Source organism: Methylobacterium nonmethylotrophicum (assembly GCF_004745635.1).
Lineage (GTDB): Bacteria > Pseudomonadota > Alphaproteobacteria > Rhizobiales > Beijerinckiaceae > Methylobacterium > Methylobacterium nonmethylotrophicum.
The window spans coordinates 69304-94153 of the sequence record NZ_SRLB01000014.1; the positions used below are offsets into that span (position 1 = coordinate 69304).

Annotated in this window: 20 protein-coding genes; 13 read left to right on the top strand and 7 right to left on the bottom strand. The window is 70.2% G+C overall.

The features are described from left to right. Positions 1 to 158: 158 nt before the first annotated feature. The 4 genes from EU555_RS19625 (at position 159) to EU555_RS19640 (ending at position 5178) form a co-directional block, all read left to right on the top strand. Positions 159 to 1457 carry a TIGR04295 family B12-binding domain-containing radical SAM protein gene (locus EU555_RS19625; RefSeq protein ID WP_135416916.1) on the top strand — a complete coding sequence of 433 codons (1299 nt, stop codon included), beginning with the start codon at positions 159 to 161 and terminating at the stop codon, positions 1455 to 1457. Then, positions 1442 to 2614 (top strand): glycosyltransferase family 4 protein, encoded by a 1173-nt coding sequence (locus EU555_RS19630; RefSeq protein WP_135416917.1) that lies wholly within the window; start codon positions 1442 to 1444, stop codon positions 2612 to 2614. Before EU555_RS19625 ends, EU555_RS19630 begins: the two co-directional genes overlap by 16 nt. After that, on the top strand, positions 2611 to 3714 hold the full coding sequence (locus EU555_RS19635) for a CgeB family protein (protein WP_135416918.1): 1104 nt from the start codon (positions 2611 to 2613) through the stop codon (positions 3712 to 3714). The genes EU555_RS19630 and EU555_RS19635 overlap by 4 nt, the downstream gene beginning before the upstream one ends. Before the next feature lie 177 nt (positions 3715 to 3891). Next, on the top strand, positions 3892 to 5178 hold the full coding sequence (locus EU555_RS19640) for a radical SAM protein (RefSeq protein WP_135416919.1): 1287 nt from the start codon (positions 3892 to 3894) through the stop codon (positions 5176 to 5178). 27 nt (positions 5179 to 5205) lie between these two features. Here the strand turns inward: EU555_RS19640 and EU555_RS36285 are convergent, their stop codons facing one another. Beyond that, positions 5206 to 5346, bottom strand: coding sequence for a hypothetical protein (locus tag EU555_RS36285; protein ID WP_167858613.1), 141 nt, complete (start codon positions 5344 to 5346; stop codon positions 5206 to 5208). 231 nt (positions 5347 to 5577) lie between these two features. Here EU555_RS36285 and EU555_RS19645 point away from each other — a divergent pair, with 231 nt between their 5' ends. Next, entirely contained in the window at positions 5578 to 5847 is a 270-nt protein-coding gene (locus tag EU555_RS19645; RefSeq protein ID WP_135416920.1) for a hypothetical protein, read from the top strand. 44 nt (positions 5848 to 5891) lie between these two features. Here EU555_RS19645 and EU555_RS19650 read toward each other — a convergent pair whose 3' ends face one another. The 3 genes from EU555_RS19650 to EU555_RS19660 all read right to left on the bottom strand — a co-directional run bounded on the left by EU555_RS19650 (position 5892) and on the right by EU555_RS19660 (position 9455). After that, positions 5892 to 7073: an alpha-hydroxy acid oxidase gene (locus tag EU555_RS19650; protein ID WP_135417023.1), complete on the bottom strand. Its 1182-nt coding sequence runs from the start codon at positions 7071 to 7073 to the stop codon at positions 5892 to 5894. 200 nt (positions 7074 to 7273) lie between these two features. Continuing rightward, positions 7274 to 8839, bottom strand: a complete 1566-nt coding sequence (locus EU555_RS19655) for a cation:proton antiporter (RefSeq protein ID WP_135416921.1) — start codon at positions 8837 to 8839, stop codon at positions 7274 to 7276. 211 nt (positions 8840 to 9050) lie between these two features. Next, positions 9051 to 9455: a flagellar biosynthesis repressor FlbT gene (locus EU555_RS19660; RefSeq protein ID WP_135416922.1), complete on the bottom strand. Its 405-nt coding sequence runs from the start codon at positions 9453 to 9455 to the stop codon at positions 9051 to 9053. A 449-nt stretch (positions 9456 to 9904) separates the two neighbouring features. Here EU555_RS19660 and EU555_RS19665 point away from each other — a divergent pair, with 449 nt between their 5' ends. Continuing rightward, the gene (locus EU555_RS19665) at positions 9905 to 11800 is read left to right on the top strand and encodes a flagellin N-terminal helical domain-containing protein (protein ID WP_135416923.1); all 1896 of its coding nucleotides are present in this window, start codon (positions 9905 to 9907) and stop codon (positions 11798 to 11800) included. A 1153-nt stretch (positions 11801 to 12953) separates the two neighbouring features. Continuing rightward, the gene (locus EU555_RS19670) at positions 12954 to 14849 is read left to right on the top strand and encodes a flagellin N-terminal helical domain-containing protein (RefSeq protein WP_135416924.1); all 1896 of its coding nucleotides are present in this window, start codon (positions 12954 to 12956) and stop codon (positions 14847 to 14849) included. Positions 14850 to 14925: 76 nt separating this feature from the next. Here the strand turns inward: EU555_RS19670 and EU555_RS19675 are convergent, their stop codons facing one another. Genes EU555_RS19675 through EU555_RS19685 form a run of 3 tightly spaced genes read right to left on the bottom strand, consistent with a single transcriptional unit; the run spans position 14926 to position 16983 of the window. Next, positions 14926 to 15246: a cupin domain-containing protein gene (locus tag EU555_RS19675; protein WP_135416925.1), complete on the bottom strand. Its 321-nt coding sequence runs from the start codon at positions 15244 to 15246 to the stop codon at positions 14926 to 14928. A 16-nt stretch (positions 15247 to 15262) separates the two neighbouring features. Further along, a complete protein-coding gene (locus tag EU555_RS19680) occupies positions 15263 to 16291 on the bottom strand; it encodes a histone deacetylase family protein (RefSeq protein WP_135416926.1) in 1029 nt (342 codons plus the stop codon). Continuing rightward, complete coding sequence (locus tag EU555_RS19685; protein WP_245524388.1) at positions 16288 to 16983, bottom strand: GntR family transcriptional regulator; 696 nt, start codon at positions 16981 to 16983, stop codon at positions 16288 to 16290. Before EU555_RS19685 ends, EU555_RS19680 begins: the two co-directional genes overlap by 4 nt. A 233-nt stretch (positions 16984 to 17216) precedes the next feature. On the opposite strand from EU555_RS19685, the gene EU555_RS19690 reads away from it, so the two are divergent. The 6 genes from EU555_RS19690 (at position 17217) to EU555_RS19715 (ending at position 24439) form a co-directional block, all read left to right on the top strand. Continuing rightward, positions 17217 to 17984, top strand: a complete 768-nt coding sequence (locus tag EU555_RS19690; RefSeq protein WP_135416928.1) for a class II aldolase/adducin family protein — start codon at positions 17217 to 17219, stop codon at positions 17982 to 17984. Between the two features lie 244 nt (positions 17985 to 18228). Further along, entirely contained in the window at positions 18229 to 19782 is a 1554-nt protein-coding gene (locus EU555_RS19695; protein WP_135416929.1) for an ABC transporter substrate-binding protein, read from the top strand. A gap of 9 nt (positions 19783 to 19791) precedes the next feature. Beyond that, a complete protein-coding gene (locus EU555_RS19700) occupies positions 19792 to 20763 on the top strand; it encodes an ABC transporter permease (RefSeq protein WP_135416930.1) in 972 nt (323 codons plus the stop codon). After that, complete coding sequence (locus tag EU555_RS19705; protein ID WP_245524389.1) at positions 20760 to 21638, top strand: ABC transporter permease; 879 nt, start codon at positions 20760 to 20762, stop codon at positions 21636 to 21638. Before EU555_RS19700 ends, EU555_RS19705 begins: the two co-directional genes overlap by 4 nt. 1 nt (position 21639) lies before the next feature. Continuing rightward, positions 21640 to 23259, top strand: a complete 1620-nt coding sequence (locus EU555_RS19710) for an ABC transporter ATP-binding protein (protein ID WP_135416931.1) — start codon at positions 21640 to 21642, stop codon at positions 23257 to 23259. Between the two features lie 238 nt (positions 23260 to 23497). Continuing rightward, entirely contained in the window at positions 23498 to 24439 is a 942-nt protein-coding gene (locus EU555_RS19715) for a 2-hydroxyacid dehydrogenase (protein WP_135416932.1), read from the top strand. Positions 24440 to 24850 lie beyond the last annotated feature (411 nt).

A 24850-nucleotide genomic window follows, 5' to 3' on the forward strand; every position in this document is an offset into this window, starting at 1 on the left:
CCGCGCCGATGCGCCGGCGTCATAGCAAGCGAGCAATCGGTATCGATCGCTTAACCGTACCCGGGCGAAAAGCCCTTGTCGTCCGGAGCGGCCCCGCCAGATCACACATAGTCGCCCCCAGTACCTGCGATGCCCGTTTCCGTCCGAGGACGCCCGCTTTGAGAATCGCCCTCGTCAACCCGACCTGGAGCTTCGAGAACAGCATCTATTTCGGGTGCCGTTCCCCGCACCTGCCCCTGGAGCTCGGCGCCTGCCGGGTGCTGCTGGAGCGGGCGGGGCACGAGACGCTGATGCTCGACGGCGCCCTCGACGGGCTCTCGCTGGAGGCGCTGGCCGACCGGGTGGCGGATTTCGCGCCCACCATCACGGTGGTGACCACGGCCCCGACCTACCTGTTCTGGCGCTGCGCCCAGCCCGAGCTGCGGGTGCCCCGCGCCTTCCTGGACGCGCTGGGCGATCGCGGCGGCCGCACCGTGGCGGTCGGCCCGCACGGCTCGGTGACGCCTGAGACGACGCTCGCCAAGCTCGCCTGCGACATCGTGGTGCGGGGCGAGTGCGAGGAGGTGGTGGCGCAGCTCGCCGAGGGCGGCCTGGAGCGGCCCGCAAGCGTGCCGGCCCTGGCCTTCCGGGACGGGCCCGGGACGATCGTCACCGGGCCTCCCGCGGCGACCACCTTCGTCGACCTGCCGGCCCTGGCCTGGCCGGACGCCTGGGTGGCGCGCCACGCCCACCACCATCACCGCTTCGACCGGGCGCCCGAGGGGCCGGGCGCCGAGGTCGAGGCCTCGCGCGGCTGCCCGTATTCCTGCACCTTCTGCGCCAAGATCGATTTCCGGGACAAGTACCGGCGGCGCGCCCTGCCGCTGATCCTGGAGGAGGTCGACCGGCTGATCGCGCAGGGCGTCACCTACCTCTACTTCATCGACGAGATCTTCCTGCCCCAGAAGCCGCTGCTCGAGGCCCTGGCGACCCGCCGGGTCGAATTCGGGGTCCAGACCCGGATCGACCTGTGGAAGCCCGACATGCTCGACCTCCTCGGGGCGGCGGGCTGCGTCTCGATCGAGGCCGGGGTCGAGAGCCTGACGGAGGCCGGCCGCGCGCTGCTCGACAAGAACTGCCGCGCCTCGACCGACGACCTCGCCGAGCGCCTGATCCATGCCCGCCGCTCGGTGCCGTTCGTGCAGGCGAACCTGATCAAGGTGGCGGGCGACGATCCCGACCTCGTGGCGGCCTGGCGCGACCGCCTGCGCGCCGCCGGCGTCTGGGCCAACGATCCCGTGCCGCTCTACCCCTACCCGTCCTCGCCCGACTATCGCCGCCTGTGGGGCGAGCCGGACGGAGAGGCCTGGGAGCGGGCCCACGCCCATTACCTCGGCCAGTTCGACCGCTTCAGCGAGATCCAGGAGGAGCGGCCGGCCCCGTTGCGCGAACTGGAGGCGGCATGCTGCCCAGCCTGACGGTCCCGGCCGGACGCCCGATCCCGCATCGCGGCGCGCCGGTCCTCAACGTGTTCATGACCGTCGATGCGGTCGGGGGCGTCTGGCAGTACGGGCTCGACCTGGCCGAGGAGCTGACCCGCCAGGGCGTCGGCGTGACGCTCGCGGTCCTCGGGCCCGAGCCGGGCCATGACCAGCTGCGCGCCGCCCGCGCCATCCGCGGCGTCGCCCTGTGCCCCCTCGGGGCCAGCCTCGACTGGACCGCGCTCACGCCCGGCGAGGTCGAGGCCGCCGCCGCGATGGTCGCCCGGGAGGCCGAGCGGGCCGGCGCCGACCTCATCCACCTCAACAGCCCGGCGCTCGCCGGCATCGCCGCGTTCGGTGCCCCCGTGGTGGCGGTGGCGCATTCCTGCGTGGCGACCTGGTGGGCGGCGATGCGCCCCGGGCCCCTGCCGCCTGACCTCGCCTGGCGGGCGAACCTGGTGGCGGAGGGCTACCGCCGGGTCGACGCGCTCATCAGCCCCACCCACGCCTTCGCGGCGGCGACCGCCGCGACCTACGGCCTCGCCCCGCCGCAGGTCGTGCGCAACGGTCGCCGCAGCGCCGCCGCGCGGGGTCACCGCACCCCGGCCGGCACGGCGGCCTCCCCCTTCGCCTTCACGGCCGGACGGCTCTGGGACGAGGGCAAGAACGCCCGCACCCTCGATCGGGCCGCGGCGCGGATGCGCCTGCCCTTCCTCGCCGCCGGCGACCTGAAGGGGCCGAACGCGGCGCAGTTCTCCCCCGAGCACCTGCGGCCCCTCGGCCGCCTGAGCGACCAGGACGTGGCGCGCTGGCTCGCGGGCGCGCCGGTCTACGCCTCCGCCGCCCGCTACGAGCCCTTCGGCCTCGGCGTGCTGGAGGCCGCGAGCGCCGGTTGCGCCCTGGTGCTCTCCGACATCCCGACCTTCCGCGAGTTGTGGGACGAGGCCGCGATCTTCATCGCGCCCGACGACGATGCGGGCTTCGCCTGCGCGATCGAGATGGTGGCGGCCGATCCCGCGATCCGGGCGCGGCTCGGCGCCGAGGCGCGGGCGCGGGCCGGGACCTACACGGTCGAGGCGATGACGGCCGGCGTGCTCGACGCCTACCGGACCGTGCTGGAGGCCCCCGCCCTGCGGGCCGGGGTGCCGGCGTGAGGATCGTCGCCTTCACGCATTCCCTGCGCTCGTGCTGGAACCACGGCAACGCCCACTTCCTGCGCGGCGTGCTGCGCGAGCTCCAGGCGCTGGGCCACACGGTCGCGGCCCACGAGCCGGAGGGCGCCTGGAGCGTCGAGAATCTGCTTCGCGATCACGGCGCGGCGGGCCTCGCCGCCTCCCTCGCGCCCTACCCCGAACTCACCGCCACGATCGACCCGCCAGACTTCGGCTTGGACGACGCGTCGCTGGACGCCGCCCTCGACGGCGCCGACCTCGTGCTGGTGCACGAGTGGAACGCGCCCGCCCTCGTCGCCCGCATCGGCGCGGCCCGGCGCAACGGCGGCCGCTTCACGCTGCTCTTCCACGACACCCACCACCGGGCGGTGAGCGAGCCAGACGCGATGCGGGCCTATGATCTCTCAGGGTACGACGGCGTGCTGGCCTTCGGCGAGACCCTGGCGGAGGTCTATCGCGGCTGGGGCTGGGGCAACCGCGTCTTCGTGTGGCACGAGGCCGCCGATACCCGCCTGTTTCGCCCGCCGGCCACCCCCCTCCCCCGCGACGGGCTGGTCTGGATCGGCAACTGGGGCGACGGCGAGCGCAGCGCCGAGCTGGAGCGGTTCCTGTTCGGGCCCGCCCGGCGGACCGGCCTGCCCCTCGACGTCTGGGGCGTGCGCTACCCGGAGGAGGCCCTGGACGTGCTGCGCCAGCACGGCGCCCGCTACCGCGGCTGGCTGCCGAACGCCCGCGCCCCGGAGGTGTTTTCCCGCCACCTCGCCACCGTCCACGTGCCGCGGCGCTTCTACGTCGAGGCCCTGCCCGGCATCCCGACGATCCGGGTGTTCGAGGCCCTGGCCTGCGGCATCCCCCTGGTCTCGGCCCCCTGGCGCGACAGCGAGGGCCTGTTCACGGCGGGCCGCGACTTCCTGGTCGCCCCGGACGGACCTGCGATGGAGCGCCACCTGCGCGACCTCGCGCAGGATCCGGGCCTGCGCGCCGCGCTCGCCGAGCAGGGCTTGCGGACGATCCGGGCGCGGCACACCTGCGCGCACCGGGCGGCGGAGCTGGTGGCGGTGGCGGAGGGGTTGCGGGGGTGAGGGAGCGGTGCCCCACCGAGTCCCAACACCGTGGGGATGAACGGCGCAGCCTGACCCGGCCGTGAGCCTCACCCGCACGATCTGCCGGGCTGTGTCTCGACGGCGACACGTCACTGGCGAGAACCGCGTAAACATGGAGGAGACCCCGGGCCGCTCACCCCCGCGAGGGAGAAACCCATGGATTGCCGGATCCTGCGCCAGCTCACCCTCAAGGCGGACGGCCATCTGTCCTGCGATGACAGCAATGGCTACTATATCCATGTTGGCGACGTTGCCTCCAAGCCAGGCTGGTCGATCAAGCAGGTCTTCGGCGGCGCGATCTACGAGCATATCCGGCGGTCGTTCCAGGAAGGCCGGGCGCCGTGGCCCGGCAAGTGCGAGACCTGCGACTGCTATTCGCCGAACGACCGGCCCGTCGATACCCTGGAATCGCGGGTACGGATCATGGTCGAGCCGACGCTCGATTGCCGGCTGGCCTGCCCGTCCTGCAAGCGCAAGCAGGAGCTGGGGCGGCGCCGGAACGACGACCATCTCTCGCCGGAACTGCTCGGCAACCTGATCCGCAGCTGCGTGCGCTCCGGCATCACGGTCGACGAGGTGCATTACCTCGGCTGGGGCGAGCCGCTGCTGCATCCCGGTTTCCGCGACCTCGTCGACACGGTGCGCTCCCTCTCGCCGCGGACGATCCAGGAGGTCACCACGACCGGGAACGCCGACTTCCGGACGAGCCTCGGCGACACCTATATCGACCGCCTGGTCGTGTCCTGCGACGGGGTGCGGCAGGCCGAGTACCAGAGATACCGCATCAACGGCTCCCTCGAGGAGGCCCTGCGGTTCATGCGGGATGCCAAGACCTACGGCAATCCGGACACCTTCGTCGAGTGGAAGTACATCCTGTTCGACGGCAACGACCACCCCGACGACCTGGTCCGGGCGCAGGAGCTGGCGGACGAGATCGGCCTCGACAGCCTGCTGTTCATCGTCACCAACTCGAAGACCCGGTCGCTGCGCTACACCGACGAGACCATTGCGGAGATCCCGATCCGGTCGGGCCGGGCCAAGGTGTCCCCCGCCGCCGCGATGATGATCGGCTCGCGCCGCTCCGGATCCGTCGACCCGCATCGCTCGCAGCTCGGGGACCGGGAGAACGCCTCCCTCTACATCGACGAATGCCGGGTGACGCGCGGCAACATCCTGACGGTCAGCGGCTGGTCCCTCGGCGCGGACGGGGCCTATGTCGACGCGGTCGAGATGGTCGCAGGCCCGCACCGGCAGGTCACGAGGACGCACGACCTGCGCCACGACGTGACGGCGGCCCGTGGCAACGCGCAGGGCGCCCGCTGCGGCTTCCTGTTCCGGGTGCCCTTGGGCGATGGACCAGCGCCCGACAGCCTCGCCCTGACCGTGCGTCTGCGCAACCACACGCAGGACTTCTCCGCCATGGTCAGCTGGCCGTCGACCTGAGGCGTTCCTTATCGGTCGTGCACGAAGTCAATACCGCACGAACTCGCCGAGCCGGCCGGCGAGGCGGTAGGCGCGCTCGCGGGTCAGCCCGCGCAGGATCACCCGGGTGTCGCTGTAGAGCGTGAACGTGCCGTCCGGGTCGGCCTGGATCCGGATGCCCTCGTACATGGCGTGGCGCTCCCTCCTGTCGTTGCGGCACCCGCCGCCGATGCGGAGGTCAACGCGTGACAGGCCCCGCGGGTACGCGGCGGGGTTGCTTTTTCTTTGGGCACCCGGCGGGCATGAAACGAATGGCCTACCGGAACCTTCGCCGTTGGATGAAACTTTCCTGCCTACCCGCCGTTCCGGTGGGCCGAGTCCCGCCATGGGGCGGGAGCTCGGGAGAGGGAGATCCCCAAGATGAAGACGTTGACTCTGGGCCTCGCGGCGGCGGCCGTTCTCGGCAGCCTCACCCTCGGCATCGGCGCGGCCTCCGCCGCCCCGGCGAGCCCGGCCGGCATCCAGGCCGGCGCCCCGATGGTCGAGCAGGCGGCCATGATGCATCACGAGCGCCGGATGATGCGTCGCCACATGATGCGGCGGCACATGATGCATCGCCGCCACATGATGCACCGGCGGCACATGATGCACCGGCGGCACATGATGCATCGCCGCATGCACCGCATGTAAGGCGGAGGAACCCGCCCGGCCGGCGCCGGGCGGGCCCTTTTTCGTCAGAACGGCCGGTTGGCGAGCGCCGGCTTGCCGGCCAGGATCCGCTCGTCGACTTGGCGCACGTCGCGCAGGCCGCACATCGCCATCGTGACGTCGAGCTCCTTGCGGATGATGTCGAGGCACTGGGTCACGCCCGCCTCGCCGCCGGCCCCGAGCCCGTACAGGAAGGCGCGGCCGATGAAGACGCCATGGGCGCCGAGCGCCAGCGCCTTGATGACGTCCTGCCCCGAGCGGATGCCGCCATCCATCAGAACCTCGATCCGGTCGCCGACCGTCCGGACGATCTCCGGCAGCGCCGCGATCGACGAGATCGCCCCGTCGAGCTGACGGCCGCCGTGGTTGGAGACGATCATCGCCTCGGCGCCGCTCTGGGCGGCCAGTTCCGCGTCCTCGGGATCGAGGATCCCCTTGAGGATTAGCTTGCCGCCCCAGCGGTCGCGGATGCGCTTGACGTCGTCCCAGTTGAGCCGGGGATCGAACTGCTCGGCGGTCCAGGACGAGAGGGAGCGCAGGTCGCCCACCCCTTGCGCGTGCCCGACGATGTTGCGGAAGGTGCGCCGCTGGGTGCGCAGCATGTTGAGGCACCAGCGCGGCTTCGTCGCCAGGTTGATGATGTTGGGGATCGTCATCCGGGGCGGGGTCGAGAGGCCGTTCTTCACGTCCTTGTGGCGCTGGCCCAGGATCTGGAGGTCGAGGGTGAGCACCAGCGCCGAGCACTGCGCCGCCTTGGCGCGGTCGATCAGCCGGTCGATGAAGTCCCGGTCGCGCATCACGTAGAGCTGGAACCAGAACGGGGCGTCGGTGTTCTCGGCCACGTCCTCGATCGAGCAGATGCTCATGGTCGAGAGCGTGAACGGCACGCCGGCCTTGGCGGCGGCCCGGGCAGCCAGGATCTCGCCGTCGGCGTGCTGCATCCCCGTGAGGCCGGTCGGCGCCAGGGCCACCGGCATGCTCACCGGCTGGCCCACCATGGTGCTGGCGAGCGTGCGGTTCGTCATGTCGACGGCGACGCGCTGGCGCAGCTTGATCCTGGAGAAGTCGTCCTCGTTCGCCCGGTAGGTGCCCTCCGAGTACGACCCGGAATCGGCGTAGTCGTAGAACATCCGCGGCACCCGCCGCTCGGCGAGCACGCGCAGGTCCTCGATGCAGGTGACGGGCCCGCTCGTGAAGAACCGCGACATCCAGGAGGGCGGCCGCGACGAGGGCATTCGGGTGGCGTGCATGGCGTCTCGCTCGTGCGTGTCTTTCGTCCCCGCGCGGGTCGTCCTCGCCCGGGCGCGGGGGGTGCTGTCTTCGCGCCGACCGGGATAGCCCCATCCGTTCGGCTCTGACCATCGTTTTTGCTGTCCGTCCGGCGCGGCCCGGCACCGCGCCGGCTCCGTTACGGCGCCACCTCCTCCCGCGGCGTGGCGCTGAGCTCGGCCCAGTCCAGTTCCTCCTCGAGGCGCAGATAGGCGTCGTCGCCGATCTCGTCGCGCTCGCGCATCGCCAGGATGGCGCCGCGGGCGGCCTCGACGGCGCGGCGGCGCAGGGAATCGGCCGGCAGGCTCTCCGGGGCCAGGCCCTCGTCGTGGGCCTCGGCCTCGCGGATGCCGGCGTCGAACTCGCGCCGCAGGGCCTCGGCATGGGGCGAGCTGTCGTCCGCCAGGCTGTCGCGGGCGGCCCGGTAGGCCGCGGCCCGGGCCCGGCCGATCTCGAGCCCGACCGGATCGTCGTCCCCGAGGGAGAACCAGGCCAGCAGCGGGCGCAAGGTGAGGCCCTGGATCACCAGGGTGCCGAGCACGACGCAGAACGCCGTCAGCACCACGAGGTCGCGGTGCGGGAACTCGCCCGGAAGCGCCAGCGCGAGCGCGATGGTGACGACGCCGCGCATGCCGCACCAGGCCACCGTGGCGCCCGAGCGCAGACCGATCGGGCCAGGAACGATCGATTTCGGGCCGATCGGCCCGGCGAGGCGGTGCCAGAGCCGGCCAGCCCCCCGCGCGCCGAGCACCCAGGCGAGGCGCACCGCCACCGTGGTGCCGAACACCGCCGCGGCGACGAGCGCGTAGCGGCTGCGCTCGGCCGGCCCCAAGCCCTCGAGGAGCGGGCCGATCTGCAGGCCGATCAGCACGAAGGCGAGCACGTTGAGCACGAACACCGCCGTCTCCCAGACGGTGTTGGAGGTGACCCGCAGGTGGGCCGGCATCGCGCGGGGGGCGATCCGCGACACCGTGAGGCCGAAGCTCACCACCGTGAGCACCCCCGAGACGCCGACCCGCTCGGCCGCGAGCCAGAGGCCGAAGGTCGTGATGAATTGCAGCACCACGGCGCTCGGCGGATCGGTGACCCGGCGCATCAGCCGGACGTAGAGCACCGCGAGCGCCGGCCCGGCGACGAGCCCGCCGACGACGCCGACGAGGAAGGTCGGGGCGACCTCGCCGGCCGAGAACGACCCGGTCGCCACGGCGCCGAGCCCTAAGCGGTAGATCAGCAGCGACGAGGCGTCGTTGAACAGGCTCTCGCCCTTGAGGAGAGTGACGAGGCGGTGCGGCAGCCGGGCATGGGCCAGGACCGAGAGCGCCGCCACCGCGTCCGGCGGCGCCACGATGGCGCCGAGCACGATGGCCGCGGAGAGCGGCATGTCGGGCACGAGCCAGCGCACCACCAGCGCCACCGCCGCGGTGGTGACGCCGACCGCCCCGACGACGAGGCCGGCGACGGGCATCCAGTTGCGCCGGAGGTCGCGCAGGCTGGTGTCGTAGGCGGCGTCGAGCAGGACGGGAGCGAGGAAGAGGGCGAGCGCCAGGTCCGGGTCGAGGCGCAGGTTCGGCACCTGGGGCACGAAGGCCAGCACCGCGCCGCCGATGGCGAGGAAGGCCGGGAACGGCGCCCCGAGGCGCCGCGCCAGCCCGGCGAGCAGGACCGCGACGACGAGCACGCCCGCGATCCATTCGAAGATCAGCATCACCCCTCCGGTTCTGGAGAGAGGCAACGCGCGGGGGCGGCCGGGGTTTGGGCAGGATAGCGGGCCCGGCTCACGCGCCGGGCGGCCCCGCTTGAAACGCCGCGATCCCACCGGGGCGCGGCCGCCGGCGGGGAGGATCGAAGGAGACCGGGATGCGACGAAGCGCGAGGCCGTCTCGCGGACCGTCAGGGCCGAGGGCCGGACGCCGCGCTCAGGCGGCGTCGGTCGCGCCGGTCAGCCGGGCCAGCAGGCTGCGCTCGTAGGCGACGAGCTCGCGGCCGACCTTCAGGGCGCGGTGGTACTGCTTGGCCGCGAGCTCGTCCTGGATCGCCACCAGGTAGGGGGCGCTCGTCGGGATGCTGCGCAGGATCTCGAGCGATTGCCGCACCAGGAGGTCGTCGGCCTCGAGGGGATGGTCGGCGAGGTAGATCAGCTGGAGCGTGACGCAGAGGCGCTTGCAGGCGGTGTCGGCGCCGCTCTCCGGGATGATCTCGCTCTCGCGCAGGAACTTGCAGGTGTTCTCGATCAGGAGGTTCGTGGCGCGCTCGCCGTTGCGGAGCGCCGCGCCGTTGATGATCAGCCGCTCGAACGGCTTGAGATGGATGCGCAGGGGCATGGGCGTCTGTCCGTAAGGGTCTTGGCGAAGGGTGCGCCTTCCGAATCTGGTTCCATCCGACACGTTCACCCCGACGGGCCGGCCGGAGACCGCGCCGCCGGCGCCGCCCCCCGCCGCCCGCCCCGCAAGCACGATCCGCGCGGGAAGGACGGCGGGACCGGAGACGGACCGTCCGGGGATGGCCGCGTCCGGCGCACCGGCCCCCGAGGCGGGGCGTCATGGCGGGAAAGGGTGAACATGCGCCCGACGCTAGGGGCCGGACGATTAAGAATTCACTGTACTGGTGAACGAAACAACTCTCCCGGCGGCAGATTTATCTAACATTAACCATAACAGGACGGACCTGATCAGCGTCGCCGTTAGGTTTAAGAAAGACGAAAGGCCCGGGCGGCGATGGTGAACGCGTCGTCAAAAAGACGCCCTTCCCGACGATCAAAAAGGTCGCCCGCATGTCCGACATCACCCTCTCGGCTGCCACCCGGCAGAACCTCCTGTCGCTCCAGGACACGGCCGCGCTGCTCTCCACCACGCAGACGCGCCTCTCGAGCGGCAAGCGGGTCAACAGCGCCCTCGACGGCCCGGTGAACTACTTCACCGCCCAGAACCTGAATTCGCGGTCGTCGTCCCTGACGTATCTGCTCGACGGCGTGTCGAACGGCATCCAGACGATCCAGGCCGCCAATACCGGCATCACAAAGTTGAAGGGCCTGACCGACCAGCTCAAGTCCGTCGCCCAGCAGGCGCTGTCGGCCTCCAATGCCTTCACCGCCAAGGCCAGCATCGCCTCCACCGCCCTCTCCGGCGCCACCGCTAACAACCTCCTCTCCGTTGGCGCCACCACTGCCGTCGCCGAGAACCAGGTCGGCACGGCTGGCCCTGCCGTCGCCCGGGTCCTCACCACCACCGTCGACGTCAGCTCCCAGGCCAACATCCAGAACAACTTCTTCACCGCGGCGTCGTCGAGCAAGACGGTCACGATCGACGGCGTCGCCGTCACCCTGACCAAGGGTATCGACGACACCACGCAGGCGGCCTTCGTCAACGCGATCAACACCCAGCTCAAGGCCGCCGGTTCCTCGGTCACCGCAGCCGTGAGCGGCAACTTCATCGCCTTCACCGGCACCACCGACGGCGGCACCTTCTCGCTCGGCACCGACGCGCAGTCGACCTCACTGTTCGGCGCCACGCCCACCGTCACCACCGCCGGCACGTTCCTGCCGACCGCGACCTCGCTCGCCACCGGCGCCGGCTTCAACGTCGGCGACAACTTCACCGTCAACGGCCAGATCGTCACGGTGGCCCGCTCCGACACCCTGGCGTCGCTCGCCCAGAAGGTGAGCACGGCGACGAACGGTACGGTGAGTGCCACTTACGACGCCGCCGCCCGCAAGTTCAGCTTCACGGCGGCGGACTCGGCGACCGGCATCGTGCTGGGCGACGGCAGCACCTCCACCGCCAAGGTGTCGAACCTCGGCTTCTCGCTCCTCAAGAGCTACGGCGCCGGGCAGGGCTCCACGGTCGCGACGGCCGGCACCCCCCCGACGCAGACCTTCACCAAGAGCGCGCTCGACAGCAAGTCGATCTCCGTCAAGGTGGCGAGCGGCAACTCGGTGACCCTGAGCTTCGGCACGGCGGCGGGCCAGATCTCGACGCTCAACCAGCTCAACGCGGCCCTGGCCCCGGCCAACGCGATGGCGAGCATCGACAGCACCACCGGCGCGATCAAGATCAGCACCACCAACGAGTCGGGCGCCGACAATCTGACCGTGCTGGCGAGCGGCACCGGCAACCCGTTCAGCACGAGCACATCGAGCGCGATCATCAGCGGCGACGGCGCGAACACCCGCAACGGCCTGGTGAACACCTACAATGGCCTGTTGATCCAGATCGACCAGATGGCGGCGGATTCGGGCTTCAACGGCACGAACCTGCTGGCCGGCGACACGGTCAACGTCAGCTTCAACGAGCGGGGCACGTCCTCGCTGAAGATCGCCGGCACGGCCGTGACGGCATCGGGTCTCAACCTGGTAGCGGTCGGCCAGACCGACTTCCAGGACAGCAACTCCATCAATGCCGTGATCGCCACGATCAACAGCGCCAACGCCGCGCTCCAGAGCCAGGCCTCGACGCTGGGTGCGAACCTGGCGGTAGTGCAGAACCGGCAGGACTTCACCAAGCAGATGATCAACGTGCTCGATACGGGCGCGGCGAACCTGACGAATGCGGACCTGAACGAGGAGGCGGCGAACTCGCAGGCCCTTTCGACACGCAACTCGCTCGGCATCTCGGCCCTGTCGCTCGCCAACCAGGCCCAGCAGGGCATCCTCCAGCTCCTTCGCGGCTGATCGCACAGGCGGAACAGGCGCAGGCTCCCCGCCTCTCGTCTGAGAGACGGGAGTCTGCACCTTTTATGCTGCCGAACGGCCCCGCTACGACGGGCAGCATGACACGCTGCTCGTTGCTTCAGCCAGCACTACGCCGATATCGAAGGCAAAATCCTCCGGTACACGACAGGACGGTCTCGTGGTGGCGGTATTCCTTCCTTCTCGCGGCCTCATCCTGAGGTGCCCACGTCAGTGGGCCTCGGAGGAGGTCTCCAGGGATGGCGGCGGCTTCTGGAGCCCTCCTTCGAGGCTGCCGCAAGCGGCAGCACCTCAGGATGAGGTTTGCGGGTAGGAGGGGGCTGATACTGCTACCAATCCGCATTGTTTTGTACTGTGGCAAAATCCCAAGCAGTAGCGTGTCATGCGCTAATGCTTGGGATTTTGCCTTTTATCGTGCCAGAGCCTGCTCGACTAAGAAGACCGAACTGAGATCCTCCTTCGTCATCCCGAGGCCGCGCAGGGGAGCCCGGGATCCATAACCGCTCGCCCATCAGGATGAAGCGGAAAGCGGTTCGCAGTGCTCTTCGCCGTCAGCGGTAATGGATCCTGGGTTCTCGCTTTCGGCGAGCCCCGGGATGACGTTGAGAGGTTTCAATGTTAGCGCCAGATCGCCGAAGCAGCCAAACAAAGAGGCCCTCGGTGGGTGCTAATACTGTCGAGACAGGCACGAGACCCTGAAAAATCGCCGGGCATGCATCCGCCGGCGACCGTGGGTCGGCGGGTTGTGATGGATGTCGCCGAGCCTGCTGCTGACGGACTGACGGTTGGATCGCCCGGCAGCGGGGCCGCTACATTTGCTGCGGATATCACAGTAGCATCCTTCCGGTAGCCGTTGGTGCCTGACGGATCCGCGCGCCGCGCAACCCATTGCCATTTCGCAATCAACTGCCTCGACGATCTGCTCTCAGCCGTGGACGAATTATGGTAACCTCAGCATTAAGGTAAACCGATAAGTCGTGGGAGGCGATCTCATTAATATTTTGAAAGTCATGGCGCTCGGAACCAGGGGAACGGAAGCCTTTTCAGCTTTGCGGTAAGGAGCGGGCAAGGGCGCGGAGCCGAAGGTGAACTCGCCTTCAAAACACGAAGGTCTACCGATCAATAGGATCGCCCCATGTCTTCCGGCATCACCCTCTCGGCCGCCACCCGTCAGAACCTCCTGTCGCTCCAGGGCACGGCCGACCTGCTCTCCACCACGCAGACCCGCCTCGCAACCGGCAAGAAGGTCAACAGCGCCCTCGACAGCCCGAGCAACTACTTCACGGCTCAGGGCCTGTCCTCGCGCTCGTCTGCTCTCAGCAACCTCCTCGACGGTGTGTCGAACGGCATCCAGACGATCCAGGCCGCCAATACCGGCCTCACCAAGCTGCAAGGCCTGACCGACCAGCTCAAGTCCGTCGCCCAGCAGGCGCTGTCGGCCTCCAACGCTTTCAGCGCCAAGGCCAGCATCGCCTCGACTGCCCTCTCCGGCGCCACCGCCAACAACCTTCTCTCCGTTGGCGCCACCACTGCCGTCGCCGAGAACCAGGTCGGCACCGCCGGCCCCGCTGTCGCCCGGGTCCTCACCACCACCGTCGACGTCAGCTCCCAGGCCAACATCCAGACCAACTTCTTCGGCGCCTCGGCCTCGAGCAAGACGGTCACGATCGACGGCGTCGGCGTCACCCTGACCAAGGGTATCGACGACACGACGCAGGCGAACTTCGTCGCCGCGATCAACACCCAGCTCAAGGCCGCCGGCTCGTCGGTCATCGCAGCCGTCAGCGGCAACAACATCTCCTTCACCGGCACCACCGACGGCGGCACCTTCTCGCTCGGCACCGACGCGCAGTCGACCTCACTGTTCGGCGCCACGCCCACCGTCACCACCGCCGGCACGTTCCTGCCGACCGCGACCTCGCTCGCCACCGGCGCCGGCTTCAACGTCGGCGACACGTTCACCGTGAACGGTCAGGCCGTGACAGTGGGACGTTCCGACACACTGAGCTCTCTCGCCCAGAAGGTGAGCACGGCGACGAACGGCACGGTCAGCGCCACCTACGACGCCACCGCCCGCAAGTTCAGCTTCACGGCGGCGGACTCGGCGACCGGCATCGTGCTGGGCGACGGCAGCACCTCGACCGCCAAAATCTCGAACCTCGGCTTCTCGCTCCTCAAGAGCTACGGCGCCGGGCAGGGCTCCACGGTCGCGACGGCCGGCACCCCCCCGACCCAGACCTTCACCAAGAGCGCGCTCGACAGCAAGTCGATCACTGTGAAGGTGCAGGGCGGCACGTCCGTCAGCCTGAGCTTCGGCACGGCGGCGGGCCAGATCTCGACGCTCAACCAGCTCAACGCGGCCCTGGCGCCGGCCAACGCGATGGCGAGCATCGACAGCACCACCGGCGCGATCAAGATCACCACCACCAACGAGTCGGGCGCCGACAACCTGACCGTGTCGGCGAGCGGCGCCGGCAACCCGTTCAGCACGAGCACGTCGAGCGCGATCATCAGCGGCGACGGCGCGAACACCCGCAACAACCTGGTGAGCACCTACAACAACCTGCTGTCCCAGATCGACCAGATGGCGGCGGATTCGGGCTTCAACGGCACGAACCTGCTGGCCGGCGACACGGTCAACGTCAGCTTCAACGAGAAGGGCACCTCCTCGCTCAAGATCTCCGGCACGCAGGTCTCGGCCTCGCTGCTCGGGATGACGGCGGTCGGCCAGACCGACTTCCAGGACAGCAACTCGATCAACAGCGTGATCTCGATGATCAACAGCGCGTCGAGCCAGCTGAAGAACCAGGCCTCGACCCTGGGCGCGAACCTGGCGGTGGTGCAGAACCGGCAGGACTTCACCAAGCAGATGATCAACGTGCTCGATGCGGGCGCGGCGAACCTGACGAACGCGGACCTGAACGAGGAGGCGGCGAACTCGCAGGCCCTTTCGACACGCAACTCGCTCGGCATCTCGGCCTTGTCGCTCGCCAACCAGTCGCAGCAGGGCATCCTGCAGCTCCTGCGCTGAGCGGCGTCAAGGCACCCCAACGACGAAGCGGCCGGGGCTCACGCCCCGGCCGCTCCCGTTTGGGGAGGCGCGCCGCTCAGGCGAGCGCCGCCAGCGCCTCCGGCCGCTTCACCTCGATCTCCACGAAGGCGATCGGGTGGTCGGAGCCGTTCTGGACGTCGTGGCGGATGCCGGCCGGGCGGCGGTAGGACTGGCCGTGGGCGAGCGGCACCTCGGTGACGGTCGTCCCGTCGTGGACCCGCAGGGTGCCGGGGGTGATCATCACCACGAAGTACGGCCAGCCGTGCTCGTGCCAGCCGGTCACGGCGCCGGGGGAGAAATCCCAGCGGGTGATGCGGACCGCGTCGTCGTCGTGCTGGACGGTCGGGACCGCGGGAATCGTGCAGGCGAAGGCCATCGCGAAGAGAACTCCGTTAGCGGGCGGATTCGAAGCCGGCGAGGACAGCCGTCAGGTTCTCGCCGAGCAGGTCCGAGAGGTAGCCGCCCTCCTGCACCAGCACCGTCGGGAGGCGCAGACGCGCCAGAGCCGCGCCGATGCGGCGGAAGCCCTCCGTGGTGATGGCAAGGCCCGCCAGCGGGTCGTGCTCCGAGGCGTCGAGGCCCAGCGCCACCACGAGCGCGGTCGGGGCGAAGGCCTGGACCGTGCGGGCGGCCGTGCCCTCCAATACGTCGAGGTATGGGTCGTCGCCGGTGCCCAGCGGCAGCGGCAGGTTGAGGTTGGCGCCGATCCCCTCCCCCTCCCCGCGCTCGTGGGCGTAGCCCCAGACGAAGGGGTAGAAGCCGCGCGGATCGGCGTGGAGCGAGACCGTGAGCACGGAGGGGTCGCGGTAGAAGATGCCCTGCGTGCCGTTGCCGTGATGCACGTCGACGTCGAGCACCGCGACCCGGGCGTGCTGGCGGCGCAGGTGGGCGGCCGCGACCGCGCTGTTGTTGAAGTAGCAATGGCCCCCGGCCCGGTCGCGATAGGCGTGGTGTCCGGGCGGGCGGCAGAGCGCGTAGGCCGCGTCCTCGCCGTCGAGCACCATCTGGGCCGCGCTCGCCGCGACGTCGGTGGCCGCACAGGCCGCCGCATAGGTGCCCGGCCCGATCGGGCAGGCGGTGTCGACGGTGTGCCAGCCGAGCCGGCCGACGATGTGGGTCGGGTAGGTCGCGGCCTCGCGCACCGGGTGGACGTTGGCGATCATCTCGGGCCCGTGGTCCGGCAGCGCCTCCCAGGCCTCCCAGGCCTCCGCCAGGAAGGCGAGGTAGTCGGGGCTGTGCACCTGCGCCCGGGCGCCCGGGCCGTGTCCTTGCGGCGCCACCACCCGGTGGCCGCCGGCCTTGAGGCCGGCAAGCAGCCGGTCGGCCCGCTCGGGCTGGTCGGCGGCGGGCTTCACCTGGCCGCGGACCAGGAAGAATTTCGGGTCGTGGCTGCGGTGGTCCTCGGAATGGACGGCCTTCATGGGATCTCCGGTATGGTGGGGGTGAGGCTCTGCACCAGGCGGCCGACCTCGCGGCGGGCGACGCCAATATGGTGGTCGATATGGGCGACGATCCGCTCCGGGTGGCCGGCCTCGATGGCCTCCAGCACCGGCTCGTGCGTGCGGGCGATCTCTTCAGGGTCGTCGTAGAGCCGGCCGATCAGCCCGATGACGATGCGCAATTCCGAGGCCAGCCCGTCGAACAGGCGCAGCAGGCGGGCGTTGCCGGCGGCCTCGCAGACCAGGCGGTGGAACTGGTAGTCGGCCTCCACGATGGCGACGGGGTCGTCGCGCCGGGCCAGTTCCCGCATCAGGGCGAGCTGGCGCCGCAGGGCATCGCGCAAAGACGGCGTCAGGCGGCGGGCCGCCTCGACCGCGGCGTGGCGCTCGACGCAGAGACGCAGGTCGTAGAGCTCGTCGACGTCCCGGGCCGAGAGTTCGCGCACGAAGAAGCCGCGCCGCGGCGAGGCCCTGAGCAGCCCCTGGCTCTCGAGGAGGCGCGCCGCCTCCCGCACCGGCGCCCGGCTGATGCCCAGCTCGCGGGCCACCGCCGCCTCCGCCACCTTGGCGCCGGGGGCAAGCCGCCCCTGCACGATCGCGTCGGTGAGCCGGCGCGCGACCTGGCGCACGAGATCGCTCTCGGCCAGCACCGGCAACCCGACGGGTGGGGACATCGCGCGCATCGCACCTCCGTGGCGCCACTGTGCAATGTGTAGGCGTCGATTGTCGACACTTTTGGCTTGATCGCCGCGCGGGGCCGGGCCAGTCTAGGCTCGGGCCGGGTGATGTCGCGTTCCGTCCGGCCCAGTAAACGGCCGTCGCCGCGCGGGTCTTCGCGCCGCGTCGCCCATTCATGCGAAGTCGTCGCGGCGCGCCAGGCCGCCGAATTGGTCCGCGAGGAGGTCCGATGTCGTCATCCGCTCATCCGCACGCCGACGAGGTGCAGCGCATCCGCGTCGACCTCGCGGCGGCCTACCGGCTGATCCACCGCCTCGGCCTCGACGACAGCATCTACACCCACATCTCGGCCCGGCTGCCGGGGCCGGAGCACCGCTTCCTGATCAACCCTTATGGCTTGCGCTTCGAGGAGGTGAAGGCCGGCAACCTCGTCACCGTCGATCTCGAGGGGCACGTCGTCGACGACCCCTGCGGCCTCGGCATCAACCCGGCGGGCTTCACCATCCACAGCGCCGTCCACGCCGCCCGCGAGGACGCGCTCTGCGTCCTCCACACCCACACGGTGGCGGGCGTCGCCGTGTCGTGCCAGGAGGAGGGGCTGCTGCCGCTCAACCAGTGGTCGATGCAGTTCCACGGCCGCCTCGCCTACCACGCCTATGAGGGCATCGCCCTCGACCTCGACGAGCGCGCGCGCCTGGTGGCCGATCTCGGCGACAAGCCGGTGATGGTTTTGCGCAACCACGGCATGCTGACCTGCGGCCGCTCGGTGGCGGAGGCGTTCAAGCTGATGCACAACCTGGAGCGCTCGTGCCGCGCCCAGCTCGCGCTGCAGGCCGCCGGCGCCCCGCTGATCCGCCCCTCGGCGGCGGTCGCGGTGAAGACCGCCGGCCAGTACGCCTCGCACTACGACAAGATGGAGACCGGCACGCTGCCCGACACCGAGTGGGCCGCCTTCAAGCGCATGCTGGAGCGCAGCGACCCGGATTACAAGGAATAGGGCGCGAGATCATTTCGCCCGGGTAGACCACCACATCAACACATCTCGGCCCGACAAACCTCATCTGATGAAGACGAGAGCGCCTCCCCTCCCCCTTGTGGGGAGGGGTGAGGGGGTTGGGGGTGGTGCCGCGTAAAGCGCAACGCTCAATTCTGCGCCACCCCCACCCCTGACCCCTCCCCACAAGGGGGAGGGGAAAGTGCCTTCTTCAATGCCGCGACAGGGACCAAGGGGAACTCGACCGATGCTCAAGACGATTCTGGCCGGCACCGTGCTCTCCCTGGCGCTCGCCGGCGGAGCCCTCGCGCAAGGCACGCCGAAGCCCGGCGGCACCGCCAACGCGGTGATCCAGCCCGAGCCGCCCGGCCTGATGCTGGCGATGGTGCAGAACGGCCCGACCCAGATGGTGGCCGGCAACATCTACGAGGGCCTGCTGCGCTACGACGCCGCCCTCAAGCCCCTGCCCGGCCTCGCCGAGAGCTGGAGCATGAGCGACGACGGCAAGACCTACACCTTCAGGCTCGTCAAGAACGCCACTTGGCACGACGGCAAGCCGTTCACCGCCGACGACGTGATCTTCTCGGTCGAGCTGCTGCGCCAGACCCATGCCCGCGCCCGCGGCAACCTCACCCGGGTGGCGGGGGTGACGGCGCCCGATCCCACCACCGTGGTGTTCACCCTCTCCGAGCCGTTCGGGCCGTTCCTCGGCATCTTCGAGGTCGGCTCGCTGCCGATGGTGCCCAAGCACGTCTATGCCGGGACCGACTACAAGACCAACCCGGCCAACAACACGCCGATCGGCACCGGCCCCTATATGTTCAAGGAGTGGAAGAAGGGCTCCTACATCCGGCTCGTGAAGAACCCGAACTACCACGTCGCCGGCAAGCCCTACCTCGACGAGATCTACTGGCACGTGATCCCCGACGCCGCCGCCCGGGCGGTGGCGTTCGAGACCGGCAAGGTCGACATCCTGCCGGGCGGCTCGGTCGAGAACTTCGACGTGCCGCGCCTGTCGCAGATCAAGGGCGCCTGCTCGACGACGAAGGGCTGGGAGTTCTTCAGCCCACATTCCTGGCTCTGGCTCAACAACCGCAAGGGCCCGATGGCCAACAAGGCCTTCCGCCAGGCGGTGTCCTACGCCCTCGACCGCGACTTCGCCCGCGACGTGGTCTGGAACGGGCTGGGCAAGCCGGCGACCGGCCCGTTCTCCTCCACCGTGCGCTACCACGACCCGAAGGCCGCGAAGTACACCTACGATCCGGCCAAGGCCAAGGCGCTCCTGAAGGAGGCCGGCTACAAGGGCGAGACCGTGCGCCTCCTGCCGCTCCCCTATGGCGAGACCTGGCAGCGCTGGGCCGAGGCCGTGAAGCAGAATCTCGAGGATGTCGGCATCAAGGTCGAGCTGGTCGCCACCGACGTCGCCGGCTGGAACCAGAAGACGTCCGAGTGGGACTACGACATCGCCTTCACCTACCTCTACCAATATGGCGACCCCGCCTTGGGGGTCGGGCGCAACTACGTCTCGTCGCAGATCGCCAAGGGCTCGCCGTTCAACAACGTCGAGGGCTATTCCAACCCGAGCGTCGACGAGGCCTTCGCGAAGGGTGCGATCGCGGTCGGCGATGCCGAGCGCCGGCCGATCTACGAGGCGGTGCAGAGGACGCTGGTCGAGGACGCGCCGGTGGCCTGGCTCCTCGAACTGCAGTTTCCCACCATCACTCGCTGCAAGATCCACGACCTCGTCACCACCGGCATCGGCGTCAATGACGGCTTCCGCGATGCCTGGATCGAGCGCTGAGGTCGGGGCATGGCGGGCTTTCTCGCGCGGCGGTTGGGGAAGGGCATCCTGGTGCTCCTCGCCATCGTGGTCCTGAACTTCTTCCTGATCCGCCTCGCCCCCGGCGACCCGGCTTTGGTGATGGCCGGCGAGGCGGGGGCGGGCGACGAGGCCTTCATCGCCCAGCTCCGGGAAAAGTTCGCCCTCGATCAGCCGCTGCCGAGCCAGCTCGCCGCGTATCTCGGCAGCATCGTCCGGCTCGATCTCGGCTACTCGGTGCGCCAGCAGATGCCGGTGGCGACGCTGATCGGCGAGCGGCTGCCGGCGACGCTGCTGCTGACCGGCAGCGCCTTCCTGATCTCGCTCTCGCTCGGCGTGCTGCTCGGCTCGCTGGCCGCGCGCCGGGCCGGCACGCTGGCCGACACCGCGATCACCGGGACGGCGCTCCTGTTCTACGCCACGCCCCTGTTCTGGGTGTCGCTGATGGCGATCCTGCTGTTCTCGGTCCGGCTCGAATGGCTGCCGAGCTTCGGCTTCGAGACCGTGGGCGCGGGCTACACGGGCCTCGCCCGCGCCGCCGACATTGCCCGGCACCTGATCCTGCCGGCCATGACCCTCGGGCTGTTCTTCATGGCGGTCTATGTGCGGATGACCCGGTCCTCGATGCTCGAGGTCTCGCGCCTCGACTTCGTCAAGACCGCCCGGGCCAAGGGCCTGACCGAGGGGGTGGTCCAGCGCCGCCACATCCTGCGCAACGCGCTCCTGCCGGTGGTGACGCTGGCCGGCCTCCAGGCCGGGACGCTGGTCGGCGGCGCGGTGCTCACCGAGACGGTCTTCGCCTGGCCGGGGATCGGGCGGCTGATGTACGAGGCGCTGCTGCAGCGCGACTACAACCTGCTCCTCGGCGTCTTCGTGGTCTCCTCCGCGATGGTGCTGGTCTTCAACCTCGTCACCGACTTGGTCTACCGCGCGGTCGATCCCCGCATCGAGGTGGCGCGATGAGCGACGCCGTCCCCCTGGCCGCCCCGGCCCGGTCGCGCCGCCGCGGGCCGCTCGCCGCCTTCCTGCGCCACCCGGGCGCGGTGATCGGCCTCGCGATCCTCACGCTCGTCGTCGCGGCGGCCCTCCTCGCGCCGGTGCTGTACCCGACCTCGCCCTGGCGCATGGTGCAGCGGCCCTTCGTGCCGCCCTTCACCCTCGATCGGGTGCCGCTGGGCACCGACGCGCTCGGGCGCGACATCGCCGCCGGGCTGATGCACGGCGCCGGCGTCTCGCTCATCGTCGGCCTCGTCTCGACGCTCGCCGCTCTCGTCATCGGCGTGCCGCTCGGCGCGCTCGCCGGCTATCTCGGCGGCCGGGTGGACGATGCGCTGATGCGCTTCACCGAGTTGTTCCAGACCGTGCCGAGCTTCGCGCTGGCCATCGTGCTCGTCGCGATCCTGCAGCCCTCGCTCTCCTCGATGATCCTCGCCATCGCGCTGGTCAGCTGGCCGCCGGTGACCCGGCTGGTGCGAGGCGAGGTGCTGTCCCTGCGCTCGCGCGAATACGTCCAGGCGGCGATCGTCACCGGTCAGACCACCTTCACCATCCTGCGGCGCGAGGTCCTGCCCAACACCCTCTCGCCGATCGTGGTCCTGGCCTCGCTGATGGTCGCGACCGCGATCCTGCTCGAATCCTCGCTCTCCTTCCTCGGCCTCGGCGACCCGAACCGGATGTCCTGGGGCTTCATGGTCGGGGCCGGCCGCACCGTCATCCGGCAGGCCTGGTGGATCACCGCCTTCCCGGGGGTGGTGATCCTGCTCACCGTGCTCGCCCTCAACCTGATCGGGGAGGGGCTGAACGACGCCCTCAACCCGCGCCTGTCCCGGGAGCGCTGAGATGGACGCCGATTCCAGGCGGGTCGCCGTCTCGGTCCGCAACCTGAGCCTCGCCCTGCCGGAGGGCGGCGACCGGGCGAACGCCGTCGACGGCGTGTCGTTCGACCTCGTCGCCGGCGAGATCCTGTGCCTCGTCGGCGAGTCGGGCTCCGGCAAGTCGATGTGCGCCCACGCCCTGATGGGCCTGCTGCCGAAGGCGGTGCGGCCGGTCTCCGGCACGATCCGCCTCGGCGACACCGACCTGCTCGCTCAGGACGACGCGGCCTGGCGCGACACCCGCGGCCGGCGGATCGCGATGATCTTCCAGGAGCCGATGACGGCGCTCAACCCGCTGATGCGGATCGGCGACCAGATGGCCGAGATGTTCGAGGCCCACGGGCAGCTCACCCCCAAGGAGCGCCGCGCCCGCGCGGTGGCGCTCGCCGGCGAGGTCGGGCTGCCGAACCCGGAGCAGATCGTCCGCTCCTATCCGCACCAGCTCTCGGGCGGCCAGCGCCAGCGGGCGATGATCGCCATGGCGCTGGCGCTCGAACCCGCGGTGCTGGTCGCCGACGAGCCGACGACGGCGCTGGACGTCACGACCCAGGCCCAGATCCTCAAGCTGATCCGCGACCTGCAGCGGCGCCGCACCATGGCGGTCCTGTTCATCACCCACGATTTCGGCGTGGTGGCGGAGATCGCCGACCGGGTGCTGGTGCTCCGACACGGCCGGGTGGTGGAGGAAGGCCCGGCGAGCACGGTGCTCGGCCGGCCGCAGGCGCCCTACACCCGCACGCTGCTTGCCGCGGTGCCGACCATGGACCCGCCGACCCGCCCTCCCCTCGCGGGCCCGAAGGCGGTCGAGGTGGTGGGATTGCAGAAGACCTACGTCACCGGCGGCGGGCTGTGGCGGGCGCCGCGGCGCACGGCGGCGGCGCGGGACGTGGCCTTCGCGCTCCATCGCGGCGAGACGCTGGGCCTCGTCGGCGAGTCGGGCTCGGGGAAATCCTCCGTCGCCCGCCTCGTCATGCGGCTGATCGAGCCTGATGCCGGCCATGTGCGCCTCGGCGACACCGACCTGACGCGGCTGAAGGGCGAGGCCTTGCGCCAGGCCCGCAGCCGCATCCAGATGGTGTTTCAGGACCCCTTCGCCTCGCTCAACCCGCGCCGCAGCGTCGGGCGCATCATCGCCGACGGGCCGGTGGCGCACGGGGTGCCCCCGACGGAGGCGATGGAGCGGGCGCGCCGGCTCCTCGATCTCGTCGGCCTCGACGCCAAGGCGCTCGAGCGCTTCCCGCACGAATTCTCCGGCGGCCAGCGCCAGCGCATCGGCATCGCCCGGGCGCTCGCCCTCGAGCCCGAGGTGCTGGTCGCCGACGAGGCGGTCTCGGCCCTCGACGTCTCGGTCCAGGCGCAGGTGCTGGCGCTCCTCGAGGACCTGAAGGCGCGGCTCGGCCTGTCGATGCTGTTCATCACCCACGATCTTCGGGTCGCGGCGCAGATCTGCGACCGGATCGCGGTGATGCGCCAGGGCGAGATCGTCGAGCTCAAGACCGCGAGCGCGCTCTTCGCCAATCCCGAGCATCCGTACACCCGCGCGCTCCTCGAGGCGGTGCCGGGCCGGGTGCGCCAGGCGGCGTGAGAGTGTCCAAGAATACGCTTTTCCAACCACACACCTCATCCTGAGGCGTGAGTCGATCGCAGATCGACTCACCTCGAAGGAAGGCTCCGGAAGTCCCTGCGCTCCCTGGAGCCCTCCTTCGAGGCTGCCGCACGCGGCGCGATCTTCGATCGCCGGTCACCTCAGGATGAGGTCGCGGGTGGGATGCGCCGCCGATCTTCGCCTCGTCGATAGTTCATCTGCTCGAACAGGCCTGAGAATGAACCGCCTGCCCTGCGTGCTGCTCAGCACCACCACCGACCTGCGCGGGCTGTTCGGCGCGGCGCTGGACACGATCGCCGACCGCGTCGAGATCCTGGACCATCCGGCGGAGAACCCCGAGCGGGTGCGCCTCGCCCTCGGCTGGCGTCCGCCCGCCGACGCGCTGGCGCGCTATCCCAATCTCGGCGCCCTGTGCTCGATCGCCGCCGGCGTCGACAACCTGCTGGCCTGCCCCGGGCGACCGCCCGACCTTCCGGTGGTGCGGGTGGTCGATCCCGACCAGGCCCGGGCGATGGCGGGCTTCGTGCTCTGGCAGGTCATCGGCCATCAGCGGCGCTTCCAGGCCTATGCCGACAACCAGCGCGACCGGGTCTGGCGCCGCCTCTACCCGCGCGACGCGAGCGCGGTGCCGGTCGGGCTGCTCGGCTACGGCCAGATCGGCCGCCGGGTCGCGGCCGACCTCGCGCGCCTGGGCTTTCCGGTCCGGGCCTGGAGCCGGACGCCGCAAGTGCCCGATCCCGGGGTGATCCACCATCACGGACCGGACGGGCTCGCGGCGATGCTGCCTGAGAGCGAGGTGCTGGTGAACCTGCTGCCGCTGACGCCGCAGACCCGGGGCCTCCTCGATGCCCGGCTCCTCGCGCGCCTGCGCCCGGGCGGCTACTTGGTCCAGGTCGGCCGCGGCGAGCACCTGGTCGAGGCCGACCTTCTCGCGGCGCTCGAGTCCGGCCACCTCGCGGGCGCCGCCCTCGACGTGTTCGCGACCGAGCCGCTGCCGGCCTCGCACCCGTTCTGGGACCACCCGGCGATCCGCATCACCCCGCACGAGGCCTGCGAGGCGAGCCCCCAGGCGGTCGCCCGCACGCTGCTGGCCGCGGCCGAGGCTTTGCGCGAGGGACGGGTGCCGCCGGGGACGGTGGATGCGGGCCGTGGTTATTGAGAGCCTGTTTGATTTGGTTTCCATGCTCGTCCCACCCACAACCTCATCCTGAGGTGCCGCGTAGCGGCCTCGAAGGAGGGTTCCAGGGATCCCGGCGATTTCTGGAGCCCTCCTTCGAGGTCAGTCGATCAAAGATCGACCAACACCTCAGGATGAGGTCGAGGATCGGATCGAAGAGGCGCCGGCGATACTGGCTCCATAGGTCAAACAGATTCTGATAAATTATCTGCTTTCTTTGCTACAATTCGAGTAGAGCGCGGGATCCCTCTCCCACACGGGAGAGGGGGACGCGCTTGATACTGTTTCGACTGAGTCGGGCGGAAACCGCGTGACAGCCCACGGCGTGCGGATTGCAACGCTTCTTCCGTTGCGGTACTGAACCGCTTGACCGGGACCGGACCCGGCAGGAGG